This window comes from Leclercia sp. W17, assembly GCF_003336325.1.
Taxonomy (GTDB): Bacteria; Pseudomonadota; Gammaproteobacteria; order Enterobacterales; family Enterobacteriaceae; genus Enterobacter.
The window spans coordinates 731,348-751,118 of record NZ_CP031101.1; the positions used below are offsets into that span (position 1 = coordinate 731,348).

At 50.0% G+C, this 19,771-nt stretch carries 13 protein-coding genes and 3 pseudogenes; 11 read left to right on the top strand and 5 right to left on the bottom strand.

The window, feature by feature from the left end; genetic code table 11:
* The first annotated feature begins 498 nt into the window (after positions 1 to 498).
* The gene (locus tag DVA44_RS03675; RefSeq protein WP_114385755.1) at positions 499 to 2,046 is read left to right on the top strand and encodes a methyl-accepting chemotaxis protein; all 1,548 of its coding nucleotides are present in this window, start codon (positions 499 to 501) and stop codon (positions 2,044 to 2,046) included.
* Here DVA44_RS03675 and fucR read toward each other — a convergent pair.
* The 5 genes from fucR to DVA44_RS03700 all read right to left on the bottom strand — a co-directional run bounded on the left by fucR (position 2,043) and on the right by DVA44_RS03700 (position 8,457).
* Entirely contained in the window at positions 2,043 to 2,759 is a 717-nt protein-coding gene (gene fucR / locus DVA44_RS03680) for an L-fucose operon activator (RefSeq protein WP_114385756.1), read from the bottom strand. The genes DVA44_RS03675 and fucR overlap by 4 nt on opposite strands.
* Positions 2,756 to 3,739 carry a sensor domain-containing diguanylate cyclase gene (locus DVA44_RS03685; protein ID WP_114385757.1) on the bottom strand — a complete coding sequence of 328 codons (984 nt, stop codon included), beginning with the start codon at positions 3,737 to 3,739 and terminating at the stop codon, positions 2,756 to 2,758. The genes fucR and DVA44_RS03685 overlap by 4 nt, the downstream gene beginning before the upstream one ends.
* 177 nt (positions 3,740 to 3,916) lie before the next feature.
* Positions 3,917 to 4,249: a glycine zipper family protein gene (locus tag DVA44_RS03690; protein WP_114316797.1), complete on the bottom strand. Its 333-nt coding sequence runs from the start codon at positions 4,247 to 4,249 to the stop codon at positions 3,917 to 3,919.
* Between the two features lie 143 nt (positions 4,250 to 4,392).
* Entirely contained in the window at positions 4,393 to 5,262 is an 870-nt protein-coding gene (gene yghU / locus DVA44_RS03695; RefSeq protein ID WP_114316798.1) for a glutathione-dependent disulfide-bond oxidoreductase, read from the bottom strand.
* 207 nt (positions 5,263 to 5,469) lie between these two features.
* Positions 5,470 to 8,457 carry an autotransporter outer membrane beta-barrel domain-containing protein gene (locus DVA44_RS03700; protein ID WP_114385758.1) on the bottom strand — a complete coding sequence of 996 codons (2,988 nt, stop codon included), beginning with the start codon at positions 8,455 to 8,457 and terminating at the stop codon, positions 5,470 to 5,472.
* A gap of 187 nt (positions 8,458 to 8,644) precedes the next feature.
* Here DVA44_RS03700 and DVA44_RS03705 point away from each other — a divergent pair, with 187 nt between their 5' ends.
* The 10 genes and pseudogenes from DVA44_RS03705 to DVA44_RS03750 all read left to right on the top strand — a co-directional run.
* Positions 8,645 to 9,484, top strand: coding sequence for an alpha/beta hydrolase (locus DVA44_RS03705; RefSeq protein ID WP_114385759.1), 840 nt, complete (start codon positions 8,645 to 8,647; stop codon positions 9,482 to 9,484).
* Positions 9,485 to 9,999: 515 nt separating this feature from the next.
* Positions 10,000 to 13,878 (top strand): filamentous hemagglutinin N-terminal domain-containing protein, encoded by a 3,879-nt coding sequence (locus DVA44_RS03710; RefSeq protein ID WP_114385760.1) that lies wholly within the window; start codon positions 10,000 to 10,002, stop codon positions 13,876 to 13,878.
* 62 nt (positions 13,879 to 13,940) lie between these two features.
* Complete coding sequence (locus tag DVA44_RS03715; RefSeq protein ID WP_114385761.1) at positions 13,941 to 15,560, top strand: ShlB/FhaC/HecB family hemolysin secretion/activation protein; 1,620 nt, start codon at positions 13,941 to 13,943, stop codon at positions 15,558 to 15,560.
* Between the two features lie 18 nt (positions 15,561 to 15,578).
* The gene (acpS, locus tag DVA44_RS03720) at positions 15,579 to 15,947 is read left to right on the top strand and encodes a holo-ACP synthase (RefSeq protein WP_114385762.1); all 369 of its coding nucleotides are present in this window, start codon (positions 15,579 to 15,581) and stop codon (positions 15,945 to 15,947) included.
* 14 nt (positions 15,948 to 15,961) lie between these two features.
* On the top strand, positions 15,962 to 16,723 hold the full coding sequence (locus tag DVA44_RS03725) for an SDR family NAD(P)-dependent oxidoreductase (protein ID WP_139157077.1): 762 nt from the start codon (positions 15,962 to 15,964) through the stop codon (positions 16,721 to 16,723).
* A 3-nt stretch (positions 16,724 to 16,726) separates the two neighbouring features.
* Positions 16,727 to 17,275: a 3-hydroxyacyl-ACP dehydratase FabZ family protein gene (locus DVA44_RS03730; protein WP_103822842.1), complete on the top strand. Its 549-nt coding sequence runs from the start codon at positions 16,727 to 16,729 to the stop codon at positions 17,273 to 17,275.
* Between the two features lie 71 nt (positions 17,276 to 17,346).
* A protein-coding gene (locus tag DVA44_RS03735; protein ID WP_225321516.1) for an IS1 family transposase occupies positions 17,347 to 18,044 on the top strand; the annotation gives its coding sequence in 2 pieces (ribosomal slippage) (positions 17,347 to 17,596 and positions 17,596 to 18,044; 699 coding nt in all).
* A gap of 228 nt (positions 18,045 to 18,272) precedes the next feature.
* Positions 18,273 to 18,628, top strand: a pseudogene (locus DVA44_RS03740) (IS1 family transposase); the annotation flags it as partial.
* A 5-nt stretch (positions 18,629 to 18,633) separates the two neighbouring features.
* A pseudogene (locus DVA44_RS03745) lies at positions 18,634 to 19,380 on the top strand (IS3 family transposase); the annotation flags it as partial.
* Positions 19,381 to 19,409: 29 nt separating this feature from the next.
* Positions 19,410 to 19,640: pseudogene (locus tag DVA44_RS03750) on the top strand (hypothetical protein); the annotation flags it as partial.
* Positions 19,641 to 19,771: the final 131 nt, after the last annotated feature.

Sequence of the window (19,771 nt, forward strand, 5' to 3'; positions counted from 1 at the left end):
ATCTCTTATAACCGGATCAAAGTGAACTCTTTTTAAACCAGATATGCGTAATTAAGAACTTTCTCAGGCGAAAAGGGTGTAATGAAATTTTAAATTATATCAAGTCATTAAGTGTCCATTTTAATAAAAACAAATGATTGATTTTTTAAAATATATCCATATCGTGAATGTTACAGTTTTATTAACGTACAAAAAGTACGACTTTTTCTCGACACGAAGGGAAGATTCTTCGTTAAGCAGGGAAAGCGGACTAATCCTTTAGGGTTATGAGGGTAATGAATGGAGAGTGTGATTTACATTTGTAAAATTTATGAAAACTAATAACACGTTATTTGGAGGGGCTTTTCCCCAAGCGTGATTATCCTTTTCCGGCCCGGTAAAGCGAAATGAAAAGTTTTATAAAAATAACCAGGAAAAGGTATTGCTTCGCCTTTTCTTGCCGATAACGAGGGTAATACTCGCCTCCGGGCGAAATCTCCCTCAGGCAAGGAAAGAGTTATGCGTATATTTCGTAATCTTACAATCCGGTTCGTCATGCTGACGATTCTGGGTATCTTCTGTTTAATGTGGGCGGGCGTGGGGCTGTATGGCTCATGGGCGCTCTCCCGCGTGGCGGATGGCAATGAGGTCGATCGTCAGCTGGTCAGGCAGATGACGGTGCTCAGCCAGGGCAACGATCAATATTTCCGTTTTGTCACCCGGCTGAGCCGGGCGATGGAGACGCAGGCGGCAGGCGGCAAGGCCGATTTTGCCGCTGTGCAGCAGGCGCTGGATACCATGAGCAACAGGCTCGACGAGTTGAAAGCCATGTCGCCGGGGCCAATGGATGCCGACGTCTCCGCCCGGGTGATCGCCAACTGGCAGGCGTTGCTGGATAATGGCGTTAAGCCCCAGATGCAGCTGGCCCAGCAGGGCAACCTTGAGGGCTATCGCCAGCAGGCGAATAATGTTACCCCACCGCTAAGCCGCGCCTTTGGCGAGAGCGCCGGACAGTTCAATAAAGCCGCTGACACCATTCTTGACCGCACCCGGGTAACGGTGGATAGCTTCACCAGCATCACCCGCACGGTGATGATTACCGCGACGATAATCGGCCTGTTGATCCTGCTGTTCGCCGACCGTTATCTGGTTGCCATGCTGGTGAAACCCCTTGAGCAGCTCCGCCACCATTTCCGCCTGATTGCGCAGGGGGATCTTAGCCAGCCGATCGCGCCTTTTGGCCGTAACTGTGTGGGCCAGCTGGTGCCGCTGCTGACGGCGATGCAAGACAGCCTGCGCGAGGCGGTGAGCACCATCCGCAACGGCAGCGAGAACATCTGGCGCGGGGCGACGGAGATCTCCAGCGGTAATAACGATCTCTCGTCGCGTACCGAAGAGCAGGCAGCGGCGCTGGAAGAGACCGCCGCCAGCATGGAGCAGCTTACCGCCACGGTGAAGCTCAACGCGGATAATGCCCGTCAGGCCAGCGAGCTGGCGGATGTCGCCTCGGTCAGCGCCAGCCGCGGCGGCGCACTGGTGGAAAATGTGGTCAGTACCATGACCGGGATCTCCATCAGTTCGAAGAAAATTGCGGAGATCACCAGCGTCATCAACAGCATCGCCTTCCAGACCAATATTCTGGCCCTCAACGCGGCGGTGGAAGCGGCGCGGGCGGGCGAGCAGGGGCGTGGCTTTGCGGTGGTGGCCGGTGAGGTGCGGAATCTCGCCAGCCGCAGCGCGAACGCGGCAAAAGAGATCGAGGGGTTAATCGCTGACTCCGTCTCCCGCGTGGAGGAGGGGTCCAAACTGGTGACCGAGACCGGCACCACCATGGAGGCGGTGCTGCGCGATATTACTGGCGTCACCACCATCATGAAGCAGATTGCCAGCGCCTCGGAAGAGCAGAGCAAAGGCATTTCGCAGGTTGGGGTGGCGATCACCCAGATGGACGGCGTGACCCAGCAGAACGCCTCGCTGGTGGAGCAGGTGTCGGCGGCGGCTTCCGCGCTGGAGCGCCAGACCGAAGAGCTGCAACGCTCGGTGCAAAAGTTCCGTCTGGCAGACTAACGTCGGGCGAGCTGCGCGTCGCTGATCAATTGCGTCACCTGCGACAGGTGACCAATTTTCACTTCGCTGGATCGCTGAAACTTGCTTTTGTCGATCAGCAGCAGCGACTGGCTGGCGCGGCCCAGCAGCTGCGACTTAAACCCGGCGCTGTGCGGGGTGGGATCCCACATCACACCCTGCTTATCCACCCCTTCACACGAGAAGATAAACAGGTCAATCTCCAGCGATTTCAGCAGCGTCACCAGGGCCGGATTCACATAGCAGCGGTATTTGCGCTCCAGCGTCCCGCCCGAGCAGATCAGGGTGATGCGCTCGCGCTTCGCCATCTCATGGCAGATGGGCAAGCTGTTGGTAAAGACCGTCAGGGCGATATCCGGCAGCTGCCGCGCCAGGTGAAAGCAGGTTGAGCTGGCATCCAGGGCCAGCGTCATGCCTTCGCTGACCCAGTCCAGCGCGTGACGGGCGATATCGGCTTTATCCGCGTAGTGGCTTTTCAGCCGCGCGCCAAAGGGCTCGCCGCCGTCGCGGTGATCCGGGTGGATCGCCCGGGCCCGCCCATGATGGCGCACGATCTTTCCCTGCTGCTGCAGCTGCTTCAGATCGCGACGAATCGTCTCTTTGCTGACATTAAGGTCTGCGGCCAGCGCCTCTGTCGTCAGCCAGTCGGAGGCCGACAGCAGGCGGATAAGATCCTGATGACGGGTGCTTTTCATGGTTCTGTTCCGTTACGGGTGAAGGCGAGCGGTGTCTGGCCAATCGCCACGCCGTTTTTGCCGGTGTGCTTAATCTGGTACATCGACCGGTCGGCACGGCGCAGGGCGTTGACGAAATCATCCTGCTCCAGTACGTCGTCAATCCCCACCGAGGCGCCGACCTGCGCCTGACCGTTATCCAGCTCGAACGGCGTCAGCGCTGCCTGCAGACAACGGTGGGCGGTGCTGCTCACCAGCACACTGGAAAGCGGGAAAGGCAGCAGCAGCACGAACTCATCACCACCCAGACGACCAACAACGGCCTCCGGCGGGCAGGCATCGCGCAGGCGCTGGCTGAGCTGGATCAGCAGCTCATCGCCGCTGCGATGACCGAAGGTGTCGTTCACCGTTTTAAAATCATCGAGATCGATAAAGGCGATGCAGAGCGGCCCCTGGGCCTTAAGCTGGGCGAAGTGCTTAAGCAATGCGTGGCGGTTGGCAAGGCCAGTGAGCGGATCGTGATTAGCCAGCTGGGCCAGCTGCTCTTCGTACTGCTTCTCTTTGGTCATGTCGATATGGGTACCGGTCACCTTCAGGGGATTGCCGTTTTCATCCCAGTCCGTCACCCGCCCGCGGTCCAGCACCCAGGTGACGGTGCCGTTTTTGTGCTGCATGCGGTGCAGCGCTTCATAGAAGGGGGTTTTGCCGTGCAGGTGATCGTAGAAGGCATCCAGTACGTTCTGTTTGTCATCCGGATGCAGATGCTCACGCCAGATCTCAAACTGCGCGCTCAGCTCCTTGGGCTGATAGCCCAGCATAGCGCCCCAGCGGCGGTTATAGATAATCAGCTTCCCGGTAGGAACATCGAGCTGCCATAAACAGAGACCCGTCCCGTCGAGCGCAGCACTGAGCTTGTTTCGGGCGTCACGCGCCAGCCTGGCAAGCCGGGCATTGTGCTTTTTGAGATTCTGAATCTGTTGTTTAAGCGCCTTTTCTGACATGCGAATAATCTGAAGAAAGAAATTATTGATGCCAGTTTACGGGATGGAAGTAAATATACGGTTAAAAAAAGAAAGGGATTTGTGTTAAGGCTTATATTGACGATCTTATAAGCAGCCATGAAATAAGAAATGAGGGGGCTGATAAAGCCAGGTGGAATAATCACTTGGCATTTTTTATTAGCGGGTTGCTTCGCCGACCAGGCCGCCCGCTCCCGCGCCGAGAGCGGCGCCTTTGAGAACGCTATTACCGGTTACAGCGGCTGCACCAGCGCCTACAGCGGCACCAATGACGCCACCCTTACGGGCAGCTTTGCCTTTCTCACCGTTCTTAAACATCGCCCCGGTACCCGCCCCAACCACCGCGCCGCCGACGGTGGATTTTACGCTTTTCCCGGCTACTGCGCCGATGGTCGCGCCCACCAGCGCCCCGGTAGCGGTTTTATCTGCCGCCAGGCTGGAAGCAGAGCAGAGCAGCGCGCCGATCATTAGCGTGATTTTCATGGTTTTCATGACAATTCCCTTATAAATGTGCAGTGAGACATTGCGGGGAATACTGCCAGCTGTACGGATTGACGGGTAGGCCAATAATGCCGTGGTGGAGAAACTCGTCTTAATCTGATCGTCGCCGGGCGGTGGCCCGCCCGGCACGGGGGTTAGCCCTGACGTTTATCTTCGGTGTTGGTATCAAAATCGCTCGCCGCATGGCGCTCATGCAGCTGTTCGCTCAGCTCGCCATTGGTGCGGTTGACGATACGCCCGCGCTTTACCGCCGGACGGCTGGCGACATCCTTCGCCCAGCGCTGAACGTTCTTGTAGCTTTCGGCATCGAGGAACTCTGCCGCGCCATAAACCTGGCCCAGCGCCACGCTGCCAAACCATGGCCAGATGGCAATGTCGGCGATGGTGTACTCTTCGCCCGCCACGTAGCGACCCCGCGCCAGCTGTTTATCCAGCACGTCGAACAGACGTTTGGCTTCCATGGTGAAGCGGTCAATGGCGTACTCAATTTTTACCGGGGCATAGTGATAGAAGTGGCCGAAACCGCCGCCAAGGAACGGGGCGGCGCCCTGCAGCCAGAACAGCCAGTTCAGGGTTTCCACACGCCCAGCCGGATCTTTTGGCAGGAAGTGACCGAATTTTTCCGCCAGGTAGAGCAGGATATTGCCGGACTCAAACACCCGCGTTGGCGGCGTGGTGGAGTGGTCGCGCAGGGCCGGAATTTTAGAGTTCGGGTTGACATCCACAAACCCGCTGGAGAACTGATCGCCCTCGCCGATGCGGATCAGCCATGCGTCATATTCCGCACCGGTGACGCCGAGCGCCAGCAGCTCTTCCAGCAGAATAGTGACCTTCTGGCCGTTCGGCGTACCCAGGGAGTAAAGCTGCAACGGATGTGAACCGACCGGCAGGGTTTTCTCGTGGGTGGCACCTGAGATTGGGCGGTTGATGCTGGCGAACGCGCCGCCGCTGTTGTTCTGCTTCCATTCCCAGACTTTCGCTGGCTGGTAGTTATTCTCGGACATGTTGATCTGCCTTTTTGTGGAGGTGTTGAGGCAGTGTAGCAGGTGTTCCATGAACGGTTTAACGAACTGAGCGCATAAGGTTATGCGCTCAGCGGCCTGCCTGCTCGCGTGCTATCGCAGCGGCACAATCTAAGCTGCAAAAACATAATGTTTTACCCGGGCATAGAAAACGGGGCCCCTGAGGGCCCCGTTGAAGGTACATATCAATCAGAACGACTTGCGTAAACGCAGGCTGAAAGTGTGGGCCTGGTAACGTTCGCCGGCCTGCAGGTCGTAACGCGCGTCGAAGCTCAGATCGTTGGCCTCGTACAGCGTGGTGCCGATGGCTACGCCAGCCATATCTTTCACCGGAGAAGCACCTTTGGTGATAAAGCTGGTTTCACCGATGGCGTCTGCGGCGTAAGTCGCATGGCTGCTGACCTGGCGGTTATCGTACTGGTGGATCCAGGAGACCTGGGCAAACGGCGTCAGATTACCCAGACCGGTGGAGAAGGTCTTCTCCAGGCGGGCGCCGATATCGCTGACTACCGACTGCGTATGGGTACTGCTGACATCCAGCGCCATCCCGTTGCCGCCGGTTTCGCTGTAGCCATCCACATGCTGATAACCGTAAGTCAGGCCCGCGAGCGGGGTCAGGACCATGTCGGCTGGCAGCGTGATCGGGTAACCCAGCTCGCTTTGCAGAGTGACCGACTGGCCGTTGAACTTGCCGTGGGCTGCGCCAGAGAAGCCGGTGAAATCGGCGCGGCGGACGGAGCTGTAGTTCTGACGGTTCAGGCCCGCGGAGAGGTTCAGGTACCACGGATTGCCGGTGTAGGCTGCGTAACCAATCACCCCGTAGTTATCGGCGGTAGAGTTGTTGCCGCTCAGGTTATCTTTACCGTGTACGGAGGTGTTGCTGTAGTTCAGCGCCGCGCCCAGACGCCAGGCGTCGCCCAACGCGCGGTCGGCACCGATGATCAGGCCGCCAAATTTCGCTGAGTAACCGCTTACTTCGTCACGGCTGTCCTGACGGGCATAACCGCCGAACGGCTGACCCCAGACAATCCAGTTTTCTGCGTAGTCATCGCCAGTTGCCACTCCGCTTATGCCAGAGGCCTGTGGATTACGCACGGCATCGATGTGAGCGCCCACTACTGCCTGAGCAGTAGAGATGGCAACGGATGTCGCTGAACTGGTATTGAGGTTCTGGCTGGTAGAGAGACGCTCGCCAACGCGGTTCGCCTCCTGTTCACCTTCAATGGCCAGCGAGGCGTTGTACAGATTCAGCAGCTGCGGAGAAGCGATACCGGAATAGTTCGCCAGCCCGCCAAGTGATGCGGTAGCGCTTGGGATGGTGGCATAACCCTGTTTGCCCGGCTGGGCAGGCGCTGGCTCTGCTGGCGCAGGCTGCGTTGGTTGTACTGGCGGTGTGACGACCGGCGGGACAATCTCAGGTTCGGTTACCACTGGCGGCGTCACTTCTGGCGTCGGCTCCGGCTGGGGTTGCGGCTCTACCGGAGCGGGAGCGATCGGCTCTGCACCCAGGGTTAAGACCAGCGCCTTGCTCGTCGCATCTTCATACACGGTGCCGTTGACCGCACCACGGTAGCCGAGCGCTTTGTAGTTCAGCTGATCGGCATGGTAGTCGGTCTGGGCACCATTGGCGTTGATCACCACATAGCGCTGCCCTTCGGCGAACTTATAGGTGTTGCCGGTGCGCAGCAGGTTGATACTCGATCCCGCGTCGATAGTGGCGTTGCCGCTAACGTTCAGACGACCATACCCGGCATCGGCAAGCAAATCGCCGCTAGCTACGGCTAAATCCGAGACGCCGGAGATGAGCGTTGCGGCCGCTTTCTGATGATAATCACCCAGAATATTGATGCTGTTATTCACCTGCAGGGATGCAGCTTCGTTCAGCACGGTGCCGGCCGTCACCTCGATGTCGTCGCTCATCTGCATTGCCATCAGGCCATACTCAGGGATAACGCTAAACGTACTGACATTATCGTTGAGCAGCAGCGAGCCGTTACCAAATGTAACATTAGAGCCAGTAATGGTGCCCGTCGCGCCATCGATGCCGGTCAGCGTACCTTGGGTGGTGCCACCGTTAATGGTTAATGGCGTCGTGCTGGTGGAGTAAATATCACCGATAATGGTGCCGGTATTGGTGAGGGTTACCGTGTCGCTGTTATTACCGTTAACAAACAGGGCATAGCCTCCACCGCTTAACTGACCGTTATTGACGATGTCGGTATTGCCCTGATTGTTGTTGTTCCAGATGTAAATCCCACTCCAGTTACCCGCAATTTCACCGTTGTTCACAATGGAGCCAATAACGCTATTACTGTTGCTGTTGTTATAGACAGCCGTGTCGTTAGCGCTGATTTTACCGTTATTAACAAGGGAGTTAAGGGTGCCGGAGTTAATAATGCCGAAGGAGCTGCCGTTAATCTTCTCATCATTAACGATAGTATTAATAACGCCCTGGTTGATGATCCCGGAGCTACCGTAATAATCGGTCGTGCCGCCTTCAATTGTTCCGGTGTTATGCAGTGAGCCAATCGTACCGCTGTTAAAAATGGCCCCTTTTTGCCCCATGAATATGCCGTTCTCGTTATTCACAGAAGAGATAAGGCCAGCATTATTCAGGTTATCGATGGTGCCCTGATTGTTGATGCCGCGATAGCCCACAATCTTGCCATCCTCGGTATTAGCCAGGGTGCCGATCGTCCCGGCATTGCTCAACGTACCGTTGTTGTTATACCCGAAAAGGTTGTAAGAGCCCGGAACCCTCTCGAGCGTGCCGCTGTTAGTGAAGGTGTTAATCACACCCGTTGCACCTACCGCCACGACGCTGCCGTTTTGATACTGGCTCAGGCTGGAGATGGTGCCGTTATTGTTAAGTGTATCTACTGTTCCATCAATCTGAACAATATTGTTGTTTAACAATAATGGGTTATCAGCGGTGTCGCTAATCACGCCATCATTAATAAGCGTCGTTACAGTAACGCCCGCGTTCACGGTTAAGGCGTTGGTGGGGTTGCCGGTGATATTTCCCTCATGCGTAATATGCACCAGCTCTTTTGCATCAGCGATCTGAATATTGCTTATGGGCGTGTCGATAATTAACTCGGGAGACGTTGCGAAAGCTTGCGCAGCCGTCGAGGCAACCAGCAGGGAAATCAGCTGGCTAAGGCGTTTCTTTTCCATGGTATTCCGTCATAAGTAGCGATGATTGTGCAAATGCTGTGGCGATTTCTTCGGATTAATCCGATATCTTCGGGCGCAGAATATACAATTTGTTGCCGAAAACAATAAGCTCTGCTTAATTATTTCAGGCTGAATCTATTCCACATTTTTTGTAATGTTTATAATTTGACTTAAGGCTGGTGGCGGAATGAGGATATATCCTCACCTTTTGCAGGGAACATTATTGATTAATTTGTCTTTATTGTTGTGCGGGTGTATTTCTGGCGATCCCAACACCGCCGCGCAACGTATTGCCGGTCAAAGTGGTCTGATCAGTGAAAAATTTGACGCAGATCCCTTCCCGATTGTCGGCTGGTATCGGATCACGCCACCGGTGAACACCTTGCATCTCTATATCGAAGGAGATGGTTTTGCCTGGAAAAACCGCATCACTCCCTCGGATAACCCGACACCACGTAATCCAGTTGGCCTGAAGCTGGCGGCGGCAGACAATCATGCCAGTGTGCTTTACCTGGCCCGGCCCTGTCAGTTTATCGGGCCCCCTTTGCCGGCCAGCTGCCGTGCCAATATCTGGACTCAGGATCGCTTCTCGCCTGCGGTAATTGATGCGATGAACGCGGCGGTTAACCGGGCCGTGGCGCGCTATCCGGGAGTGCAAATCGATCTGATCGGCTACTCCGGGGGCGGTAATATTGCTGCGCTGCTGGCGGCACGTCGACACGACGTGCGCTCTTTGCGAACGGTAGCGGGCAATCTTGATGTGGCGTATGTAAATGCCCTGCATCATGTCACCCCGATGCCCGAAGCGGCGAATGCCATCGAAAGCGTTCCCGCGCTTCGCACACTGCCGCAAATTCATTTCAGCGGGGCAGAAGACACCACCGTGCCGCCCGCCGTTGCCCGGCGCTTTCAGCAGGCGGTAGGGGAGGAATGTACGCGGGCAGAGGTGATCAATGGGATGGCCCATGGCTCGGACTGGGCGGCAATCTGGCCGCAGTTACTGACGCATCAGCTCCCTGATTGTTGAATGAAGGAACTCTCACGTTGGTTTGGCCTGTTAGCGGGAAATAAAAAGAAAATTTGAATAAATAATATTATTGCACTAATAATTCATCACCACCGTTTTAATTTCAGAATGTAATTGTTTCCCAACTAATCGATTTTTAATAAATATAAATATCTTGAAATGCATTTCGTGAATGATATTTGTAATGGTTATTTTTTCAGACGTTAAGAGAAATCAATAATATTGGTGGATTCCTATTTAAACATCAGTAGGTTGTGACTGGGGTCTGCTCCTGTTAATTTTAGCGGTGGTCTTACTTGATCCCATATCTGAAAGACCACAACAGTATTCAATAACGCGTAATGTCACCTTAATCGGGATTTGTCACTGAGCAGGCTCGCCGGGTGGCTCTGGTTTAATTGTTGATTCTGATGCGGTGTACCTTTTAGGGTTCTTGGTCAGGTTAATTCAGATTAGGAAAAAGAGGCTCAATTCAGATATCAAGACCAGAAAGTTTTTAAAAAGGGAACAAAAGTATGATTTCTTCGGATGAGAAAGTTCAACAGCGAGCCAGTATTAAGCTGGCTCCGTTAACGATTGCAATGATTTTAGCCTTACCTGCAGTCGCACATTCAGCAGATTTATCCATGAAAAATGGAAAGATCTACAACGCCAACGGCGTTCCGGTTGTTGACATTAATAAGGCAAACAGCAGCGGTTTATCACATAACGTTTGGGACAATCTGAACGTTGATAAAAAAGGCCTCATTTTCAACAACAGCGCTTCAGCCACCAGTACGCTATTAGGCGGTGATATCCAGGGAAATAGCAATCTGAGTGGTGGTACCGCTAAAGTCATTCTCAACGAAGTTACCTCCAAAAACATGACGACCATCAATGGCATGATGGAAGTTGCTGGCGACAAAGCGGGTTTAATCATTGCTAACCCTAATGGCATCACCGTGAGCGGTGGTGGCAGCATCAACGCCAGCAAATTGACCCTGACTACCGGTAAGCCAGATATTAAGGACGATGAACTGAATGGCTTTAGCGTCAACGGTGGCACCATTACTTTGGGTAAGCTGGATAGTGCAAGCCCGACAGAAATTCTTTCACGCAACGTTGTTATCAATGGCAAAGTTTCTGCCGATGAACTTAACGTGGTGGCAGGGAATAACTATGTAAACACGGCTGGCGAGGTCACTGGCAAAGTAACCGCAACGGGCAAGCGTAACGGCTATAGTGTTGATGTCGCTAAATTAGGCGGGATGTATGCCAATAAAATTAATCTGGTCAGCACGGAAAGCGGGGTAGGTGTCCGTAACCTCGGCGTCATTGTCGGCGGTGAGAAAGGTATCAGTATCGATGCTAATGGCCAGTTGCTGAACAGCAACGCCCAGATTAAGTCTGAAGGCATCATTAATTTAAAAACAAAGGGCTCGCTGGAGAATACGACAGGCACAATCGCGTCTAACAAAACGATCTCGATCGATACCAATAAGAACAAAATCACCAATACTCGCGCGGGAAAAATCACAACTTTCGCTGATATTTATGTGAACAGTGGTGCCATCGATAACACGAACGGCAAGATTGCTGCCGGCGGAGTGTTAGCCGTTAATACGAATAAAAATACCCTGATTAACTCCGGTAAAGGAAATAATGTGGGTATTGAGGCAGGTATTGTCGCGTTAGAGACCGGTACGCTGAATAACAGCAATGGTCAAATTCGTGGTGAATACATGGAGCTGAATTCTGCATATCTCAATAATAATAATGGGATATTAGAAACTAACGGCGACATCATCATTAACAGCAGTGATAATATTGATAACAACAAGGGGTTGATCCGCTCTGCAAGTGGCCGGATTAATATGACTGCTGCTAAGTCTGTCAATAATAAAACCACCAAAACCGCGGATACAAACAGTGCCGATACATTAGGTATTGCGTCTGAAACTGGGGTTAAAATTGTCGCTAATGCGATCTATAACAATGGTGGACAGATCGCATCTAATGGCGATGTCTCGTTGGAAAGTCGCGGCATGATTGACAACGATTCAGGCAAGGTGATGTCCAACGCCAAAGCGATAGTGAAAGGCAGCTCCGTTCGCAATGACAACGGTGGTATCAGCGGCAAGCAGGGCACAAATGTTACTGTTGATGGTAATCTGACAAACTACATCGGGGTCATAAGTTCTGAAGAGGGCGATGTCGCGCTGAAGGCCAATACCGTTAATAACTACGGTGGTTTTATTACCGCGCAAAATATCTCTATCGATACCAAGGGAGAGTTAAACAACAGTACTGCACTTATTGTTGCCAATAAAAAGCTGACGGTGAATGCGGGTACAAATATACAGAACCGCAATAGTAACAATTTTGGTAATAATTTCGGTCTCTATTTTGGCATGCCACAGCAGAACGGTGGTATGATCGGCAAGGAAGGTGTCAACCTTACCGCAAACAATATTTATAACAACTATAGTCGAATTATTTCTGAAAAAGGTTCGATTGATCTGAATTCAAGAAATAATTTTGAAAATAACAACGCCCAACTTGTTAGTGGTGGCGATGCAGTCATAAAAGTGGGTAATACGTTTAATAACAATTATGCGACTACCTACAGTGCTGGCAACCTTAGCATCAACACTACAAATTTAAGCATTAATAGTAACGGCAATTTCCTTGATAACAATGCAACCGGGATTATTGCTTCAGATAAAGATCTGATTCTGAACGTTACTAATAATCTTAATAACACAGGCTGGATCAGCGGTAAGGGCAATGTCACTCTTAACGTTCTGAAAGGTCAATTAAATAACCGTAATACGATCGCTGCCGATAAGTCTCTGACCATAACGGCCTCTAATGGTATTGAGAACTCAAAAGATATCTCCTCTGGTGGTACATTAACTCTCGATTCTAAACGTTCTATTGTGAACAACAATAACAGTAGTATTGTTGGTTATAATATCGTTATGAATGCGAACAATGATATCACTAACCGTAGCAATATTGTCAGCGATGCTGACATGAAAATAACAGCTAAAGGTAATTTAAATAATTATCTCAATCTGGTTAGCTACGGTGACGTGGCGATTACTGCTAATAGTGTCAATAACAATAACTCGGTGATCGATGCTAAGGGTGCCTTGAGTATTAACTCAACAGGCAAGATTGGCAACTCCAGAGGGACGTTACGTTCTCAGACTGGAGATATGTCTCTTGTTTCTAATAATAATAACATTGATAACTATTATGGCTATCTTATCTCTGGTGGTAAGATTGCGATCAAAGGGAACAATCTGAACAATGATAACGGCCTGATTGGAAGCAACGGGGATATCAACCTTTCCCTTAAAGGATCCTTTGACAATGGTAAGGGATCTGTCAGCAGTAATTGGGGTGATGTCGTTCTGAATGCGAACAGCATTGATAATAACAACGGTTTCATCTCAGGTAAGAATGTTTCCGTCGATTCTAAATCAACGATTTATAACAATGATGCATTAATTTCTGCTTATAAAGTTCTTACTGTTAATGCTAACGGTAACGTTGAAAACAAAAATGGCAACAACTTTAATCGCGATCATGGTGCATATTTCGACCTGGTTGATAGCATTGGCGGTATGAGCGGTAAAGAAGGACTTAATATTACTGCTCAGAACATTTACAACAACAATAGCAACTTGATCGCTGAGAAAGGTGCTCTGACGTTAAACTCCAGAGGTGTCTTCGATAATACGTCTGCGAAAGTAATTAGCGGGGCTGACAACAGCATCAATGTCGCTGGTGTTTTCTACAATAATTATGCAACCGTATACAGCGAGGGGAATCTTGATATTAAGGCTTCCAAGCTGGAAAATTTAAGTAATGGAAGCATGGAGAAGAATAACGCAACAGGTGTTATTGCTTCAGATAAAAATTTGAACCTTACTATTGATAACAGCTTTACTAACTACGGCTGGATTAGCGGTAAAGGTGATGTCAATCTTAACGTTCTGAAAGGAGCATTTTATAACCGCAATACACTTTCTGCTGACAAAGCTATGACAATCAATACTCTGAGTGGTGTTGAGAACTATAAAGACATTGTTGCAGGAACGACGCTGACCGTGAACACCGAGAAGCATATTACAAATAGTAATAATAGTAATATGCTTGGTAAAGATATCGTGATGAATGCAGTGAATAATATCGTTAACCACGGGAACATCGTAAGCGATTATTCTTTAATCGCAAAAACAGCAGGGGATATCTATAACTATCTCAATATGCTGAGCTACGGTGTCGCTAAAGTCACTGCGAAAAATGTCGTTAACAGCGATAAAAATGCGGTTTTAGGCGGTTTTTATGGTTTAGAACTGGAGTCAGAAAAGACAACTAACACTGGTACCCTTGTAGGGATGTAAACCATAAACAAGGCAGCAGCATTGTTTGATGCTGCTGCCTTCTATTTTTACCGAGTGAATCAATGGAATTGAGATTTAAAATCTTTTGTGCAATCGCCTTGCTGTTCTTTCAAGTGCCAGTAAAGGCTAGTGTTGATGCATTGATAATCCAACAAAAAAATGCAGACAACAATACCTATCATGAGCAAAAGATCGATAAGAAGGATGTTTACTCTAACGCGAAACTAAAAGCATTTGAGCTGGATGATCTGCCAGTCGAAAAGAACTGTTTTGTTATAAAAGAACTGATTCTGGATAATAATTTTCTGAGAAAAAAATTAGAAAACAATATCAAGAAGAGTGTTGTCGGGCGTTGTGTAGGCCCTACTGGAATTAATAAAATAGCCACGGCTTTGCAGGATTATTATATTGATGCTGGTTATATTACTACCCGTGTAGATATTCCATCGCAAAATATTTCTTCTGGTGAGCTGAAGCTTGCTGTCGATGCAGGCCGGATCGACAAAATTATTATTGAGGGGAATGATATTTTACCCTGGATACTGCCCTTTAAGAAAGGCGATATCCTGAATATTCGCAATATAGAGCAGGGGCTGGAAAATCTTCAGCAGGTGCCTGGCGTTAACGTTAAAATCGATATCGAACCGGGGTCGAGGAATGGCTATAGTAATGTTTTGATTAACACTCATCGCTTTAAAAAATGGAGCGTAAAAGCAATTTACGATAACTGGGGTGATGAAGCAACAGGGCGCTATCGTGCCTCGGTTATTGGTTATCTTTTCAATGCATTAAAATCCAGCGATCTTTTTTATCTGGCGGGTACCAAAAGCACCACCGGCCAGTATGAAAATATAAGCACGTACTATTCATTACCAGTAAATTACTGGAATTATTATTTTTACTACAGCAAGAGTAAATCTAAACAAAATATCCCGCTCGCATGGACAGCGATGGACTATGTGGGCGACAGCGAGTACTGGAGTGCAAAAGCAGCACGAACACTTTATCGCGACAGTAGTCGAAAGCTGACGGGCAGCGCAGAATTTATACGCAGAAACTATAATTATACGATTGCGGGAGAAGAGCTGGCGTTACAGAAACGTAATATGGGTAACGTGAAGTTCGGCATCAACTATAAACAGCAGCTTGCAGATGGGAATTTGAGCGCAACGTTGTCATGGCAGCGTTTTCTGACATGGTTCGGCGGTGAAAAAACACCCGATATGGTTTATGGCAACGTGAGTTCAGCTAGCCAGCTGTTTAACCTTGAAGGGAACTACACGAAGCAATTTAGCAATAGCATTTATAGTATAAATTTTTTCTCTCAGTATACGCCGGATGAGCTGACGTTGCAGGATCAGCTAACGATTGGCGATCGCTGGAGCGTGCGTGGTTTTGAAAATAGTGTGGGGCTAACCGGAAACAACGGTTTCTTCGTACAAAATACGTTGTATCGCCCCTTAGGGTTTCTGCCTGCGAACTATTACATTGGCGTGGATTTGGGACAAATTAAAGAGGATATCTATTACGGTGATGAATTCATCGTCGGTGGTGCGATAGGTCTTCAGGGGAACTTTAAAAGCCTTGAGTATGACGTTTCCGTTTCGGCACCCTTCAAATACCCGGGCGATCTGAATGTCGATAAAGCAAATATTAATTTCAATTTTTCTTACCAGATATAGTTAAGGATTAGCGGTATCATGCGTATCGGTACGGATATAGTAGAAGTTACGCGTATTAGCCGGGCGATTGGTCACGGTGACAGTGGCTTTCTTGCGCGCGTTTATACGGAACAAGAAATAATTAAAATTAATATGGCTGACCCCGATTATGAGCGGGCTTCTGGATTTTGGGCGGCGAAAGAGGCTGCAGTAAAGGCGCTCGGATATGGTTTTCGCGATGGCATTAAATTTCATGATATTGAAATTATTCATGATGAATATGGCTGTCCGCATTTTAAATTTACGGGAAGAATGAAAGAGATGCTCGATGAGAAAGGTCTCACTCAATCGTCCCTCAGCATCTCACATTGTCGGACCCATGCCATAGCGGCAGTGGTTCTTTATTAACTTAATGGTTCTCCCTGACTATGTACAAGTTTAATGATCTTAATGAAAAAGCGGTTCTTGTAACTGGAGCCAGTGGCGATATCGGTCTTGCGATCTGTGCCAAATTCCTTGACCAGAACTGCTGTGTCTATGCGTTATATAATTCAAATCCGGTACAGTTGATGGAGTTGAAAGAGACGCATCCGGCAGGACATAACATGCATGTTTTACAATGCGATTTGGCCGACCCGCAAAGCGTTACTGCGTTATGCCATCACCTCTCTGAAGTTGCCGGTAAGATCGATGTACTGGTCAATAACGCCGGTATTGTCAAAGATGCCCTCTTTGCTTCGATGAGTTTTGAAGACTTTAGCCAGGTTGTGGAAACGAATCTGTTCAGTATTTTCCGCCTGACCAAAGAGGCGATGAGTCTGCTCCGCTCCTCTGAAAGCCCGGCGATTGTAAATGTGTCGTCGATTGCGGCCATTGTCCCAAGCGTCGGCCAGATTAATTACAGCGCCTCAAAAGCGGCCATCCTTGGTTTCACCCGAACGCTGGCTGCGGAAGTGGCTCATTTCGGTGTGCGCGTAAATGCTGTAGCTCCAGGGATGATTGAATCCAAAATGGTTAAAAAAGTTTCGCGCACCGTAGTGCGTGGCGTCACCCAATCCATTCCATTACGCCGTCTGGGCAAATGCGAAGAGGTTGCCAATACCATTGTCTGGTTAAGCTCATCTGCTTCAAGTTATATCGTTGGCCAGACCATCGTCATCGATGGCGGCTTGGTTATGCGGTGATTTATGTCTAAATACAGTATTCCTTCAAAGATATTTCTTGAAATGGGGGGCTGGCGCCAGCCCCTGATGATGGTCGACAGAATTGATGACTTCAAATATGGCGAAAATGGTTATGTAAAGGTAGTTAAACACGTAACGTATAACGACCCATATTTGTTAGGGCATTTTCCGGACGATCCGATTATGCCTGGTGTGATTATTTCTGAAATTTTTGGGCAGGCTAGTGAGTATCTCTCGTTCTTTACGGATATCTGCGATATCTACGCCGAGCGTTATAACGAAGAGCTGAGATCGCTGCGGGATATCCATGCGCGTATTACCAGTAATGAAATGCTGGAAATTATCCGCACCCGCCGTGCTCAGGTTCGGGGTGTTCTCGCAGCACAAAATCTGAAGTTTAAAGAGATCGCTTATCCTGGCGACTCGATTGAAGTTACCAGTAAATTGGCTTTTTCTGACAGTAACGGCTTTAAGCACTACGCCGTTACGGCCAACGTCGGCAAAAAGCTGATAAGCCACGGAACCATTATTAATTTCCGTGAAATATATTAATCCTATAAGGGGCTTGGGTAATGCTGCCAACTTACTGATTTAGTGTATGATGGTGATTTTAAGGTGCTTGCGTGGCTTCCATTTCCATCAGATGTCCTTCCTGCTCCGCTACTGAAGGCGTGGTGCGTAACGGCAAAAGCACTGCCGGACATCAGCGCTATCTCTGCTCTCATTGCCGTAAAACATGGCAACTACAGTTCACTTACACCGCCTCTCAGCCCGGTACGCACCAGAAAATCATTGATATGGCCATGAATGGCGTCGGATGTCGCGCCAGTGCACGCATTATGGGCATTGGCCTCAACACGGTTTTACGTCACTTAAAAAACTCAGGCCGCAGTCGGTAACCTCGCGCATACAACCGGGCAGTGATGTGATTGTCTGCGCTGAAATGGACGAACAGTGGGGCTACGTCGGTGCTAAATCACGTCAGCGCTGGCTGTTTTACGCGTATGACAGGATACGGAGGACGGTTGTGGCGCACGTCTTCGGTGAACGCACTCTGGCCACACTGGAGCGTCTTCTGAGCCTGCTGTCGGCTTTTGAGGTCGTGGTATGGATGACGGATGGCTGGCCGCTGTACGAATCACGCCTGAAGGGAAAGCTGCACGTTATCAGCAAGCGTTACACTCAGCGCATTGAGCGACATAACCTGAATCTGAGACAACATCTGGCAAGGCTGGGACGGAAGTCACTGTCGTTCTCAAAATCGGTGGAGCTGCATGACAAGGTCATCGGGCATTATCTGAACATAAAACACTATCAGTAAGTTGGAGTCATTACCTGAAAAAACATCAATATGGGAAGAGCAGGCCCTCTTCATTTCAGAATGATGCCAGGGGGATATACTGATAATTCGCCGACTTATTGCGAGCATCTTAAACTTCAGCGTTAACAACTTTAATTACAAATACCGGCCCGCTCATTAGCAATCGCCTCATTGGTAATGCTGCCAACTTACTGATTTAGTGTATGATGGTGATTTTAAGGTGCTTGCGTGGCTTCCATTTCCATCAGATGTCCTTCCTGCTCCGCTACTGAAGGCGTGGTGCGTAACGGCAAAAGCACTGCCGGACATCAGCGCTATCTCTGCTCTCATTGCCGTAAAACATGGCAACTACAGTTCACTTACACCGCCTCTCAGCCCGGTACGCACCAGAAAATCATTGATATGGCCATGAATGGCGTCGGATGTCGCGCCAGTGCACGCATTATGGGCGTTGGCCTCAACACGGTTTTACGTCACTTAAAAAACTCAGGCCGCAGTCGGTAACCTCGCGCATACAACCGGGCAGTGATGTGATTGTCTGCGCTGAAATGGACGAACAGTGGGGCTACGTCGGTGCTAAATCAATTCGGCTCAGCGTCCGGCTGCTGACGCGCAGTTGTCTCTACGCATCACAGCGCTGGCACTTGAGCGCCGCCGCTTTGGTTACCGGCGCATCTGGCAGCTACTGCGTCGGGAGGGCCTTCACGTCAACCACAAGCGGGTATACCGCATCTATCATCTCAACGGCCTGAGTGTAAAACGCAGGCGACGCCGCAAGGGGCTGGCGACTGAGCGGCTTCCGCTTCTTCGCCCGGATGCGCCGAACCTGACATGGTCAATGGATTTTGTCATGGATGCACTTGCCAGCGGCCGCAGGATTAAGTGCCTGACCTGCGTGGATGATTTCACGAAGGAGTGTCTGACGATCACCACGGCATTCGGGATTACAGGCGTTCAGGTGACACGCATTCTGGACAGTATTGCGCTGTTTCGTGGCTATCCTGCAACGATAAGAACCGATCAGGGCCCGGAATTTACCTGCCGCGCGCTCGATCAATGGGCCTTTGAACATGGTGTTGAGTTGCGCTTAATCCAGCCGGGCAAGCCAACGCAAAACGGATTTATTGAGAGTTTCAACGGTCGCTTTCGGGATGAATGCCTGAATGAGCACTGGTTCAGCGATATTCTACATGCCCGGGAAATCATTAATAACTGGCGGCAGGATTATAACGAGTGTCGACCACATTCATCGCTGAATTATCTGACGCCGGCTGAATTTGCAGCGGGCTGGCGAAACGGGAAATATGAAGAAAAACCAACCGACATTACTAACTGAAGGTTGTATCTAATCCTGGGGGCAGGTCAATCTCAATCGACACACTCTGGTTATCTAGCGTGCTTAGCAATAAGCAACGTGTTGATGGCAACTACGCATGGCAACAGCGCATTATCAAACTGGCTCGGCGCATTATTGATATCGAAATTCGAGCACGAAAATCAGCTAAAGCAAAGGGTAAAGAAGCAGAAGTTGAACAAGCGGTGCCTTCAACCGATGACGAAATCACTGAAGAGGAAACAGATACCCCCGCCAACTAGCCAACTGGGCTCCCCTCAACTAGCCCCTCTCTAAGGGGCTCTTCAAAATTTGGTGTTGTGGATTTTGTAACACAGTTTTGGGACAAAAACGTGTCAGCGCCTTTACTAAATTAGAAAGTCCTGAATAACTA

Coding starts and splice junctions, on each gene's coding strand:
- DVA44_RS03675 (WP_114385755.1), top strand. CDS start 499: ATGCGTATATTTCGTAATCTTACAATCCGGTTCGTCATGCTGACGATT.
- fucR (WP_114385756.1), bottom strand. CDS start 2,759: ATGAAAAGCACCCGTCATCAGGATCTTATCCGCCTGCTGTCGGCCTCC.
- DVA44_RS03685 (WP_114385757.1), bottom strand. CDS start 3,739: ATGTCAGAAAAGGCGCTTAAACAACAGATTCAGAATCTCAAAAAGCAC.
- DVA44_RS03690 (WP_114316797.1), bottom strand. CDS start 4,249: ATGAAAACCATGAAAATCACGCTAATGATCGGCGCGCTGCTCTGCTCT.
- yghU (WP_114316798.1), bottom strand. CDS start 5,262: ATGTCCGAGAATAACTACCAGCCAGCGAAAGTCTGGGAATGGAAGCAG.
- DVA44_RS03700 (WP_114385758.1), bottom strand. CDS start 8,457: ATGGAAAAGAAACGCCTTAGCCAGCTGATTTCCCTGCTGGTTGCCTCG.
- DVA44_RS03705 (WP_114385759.1), top strand. CDS start 8,645: ATGAGGATATATCCTCACCTTTTGCAGGGAACATTATTGATTAATTTG.
- DVA44_RS03710 (WP_114385760.1), top strand. CDS start 10,000: ATGATTTCTTCGGATGAGAAAGTTCAACAGCGAGCCAGTATTAAGCTG.
- DVA44_RS03715 (WP_114385761.1), top strand. CDS start 13,941: ATGGAATTGAGATTTAAAATCTTTTGTGCAATCGCCTTGCTGTTCTTT.
- acpS (WP_114385762.1), top strand. CDS start 15,579: ATGCGTATCGGTACGGATATAGTAGAAGTTACGCGTATTAGCCGGGCG.
- DVA44_RS03730 (WP_103822842.1), top strand. CDS start 16,727: ATGTCTAAATACAGTATTCCTTCAAAGATATTTCTTGAAATGGGGGGC.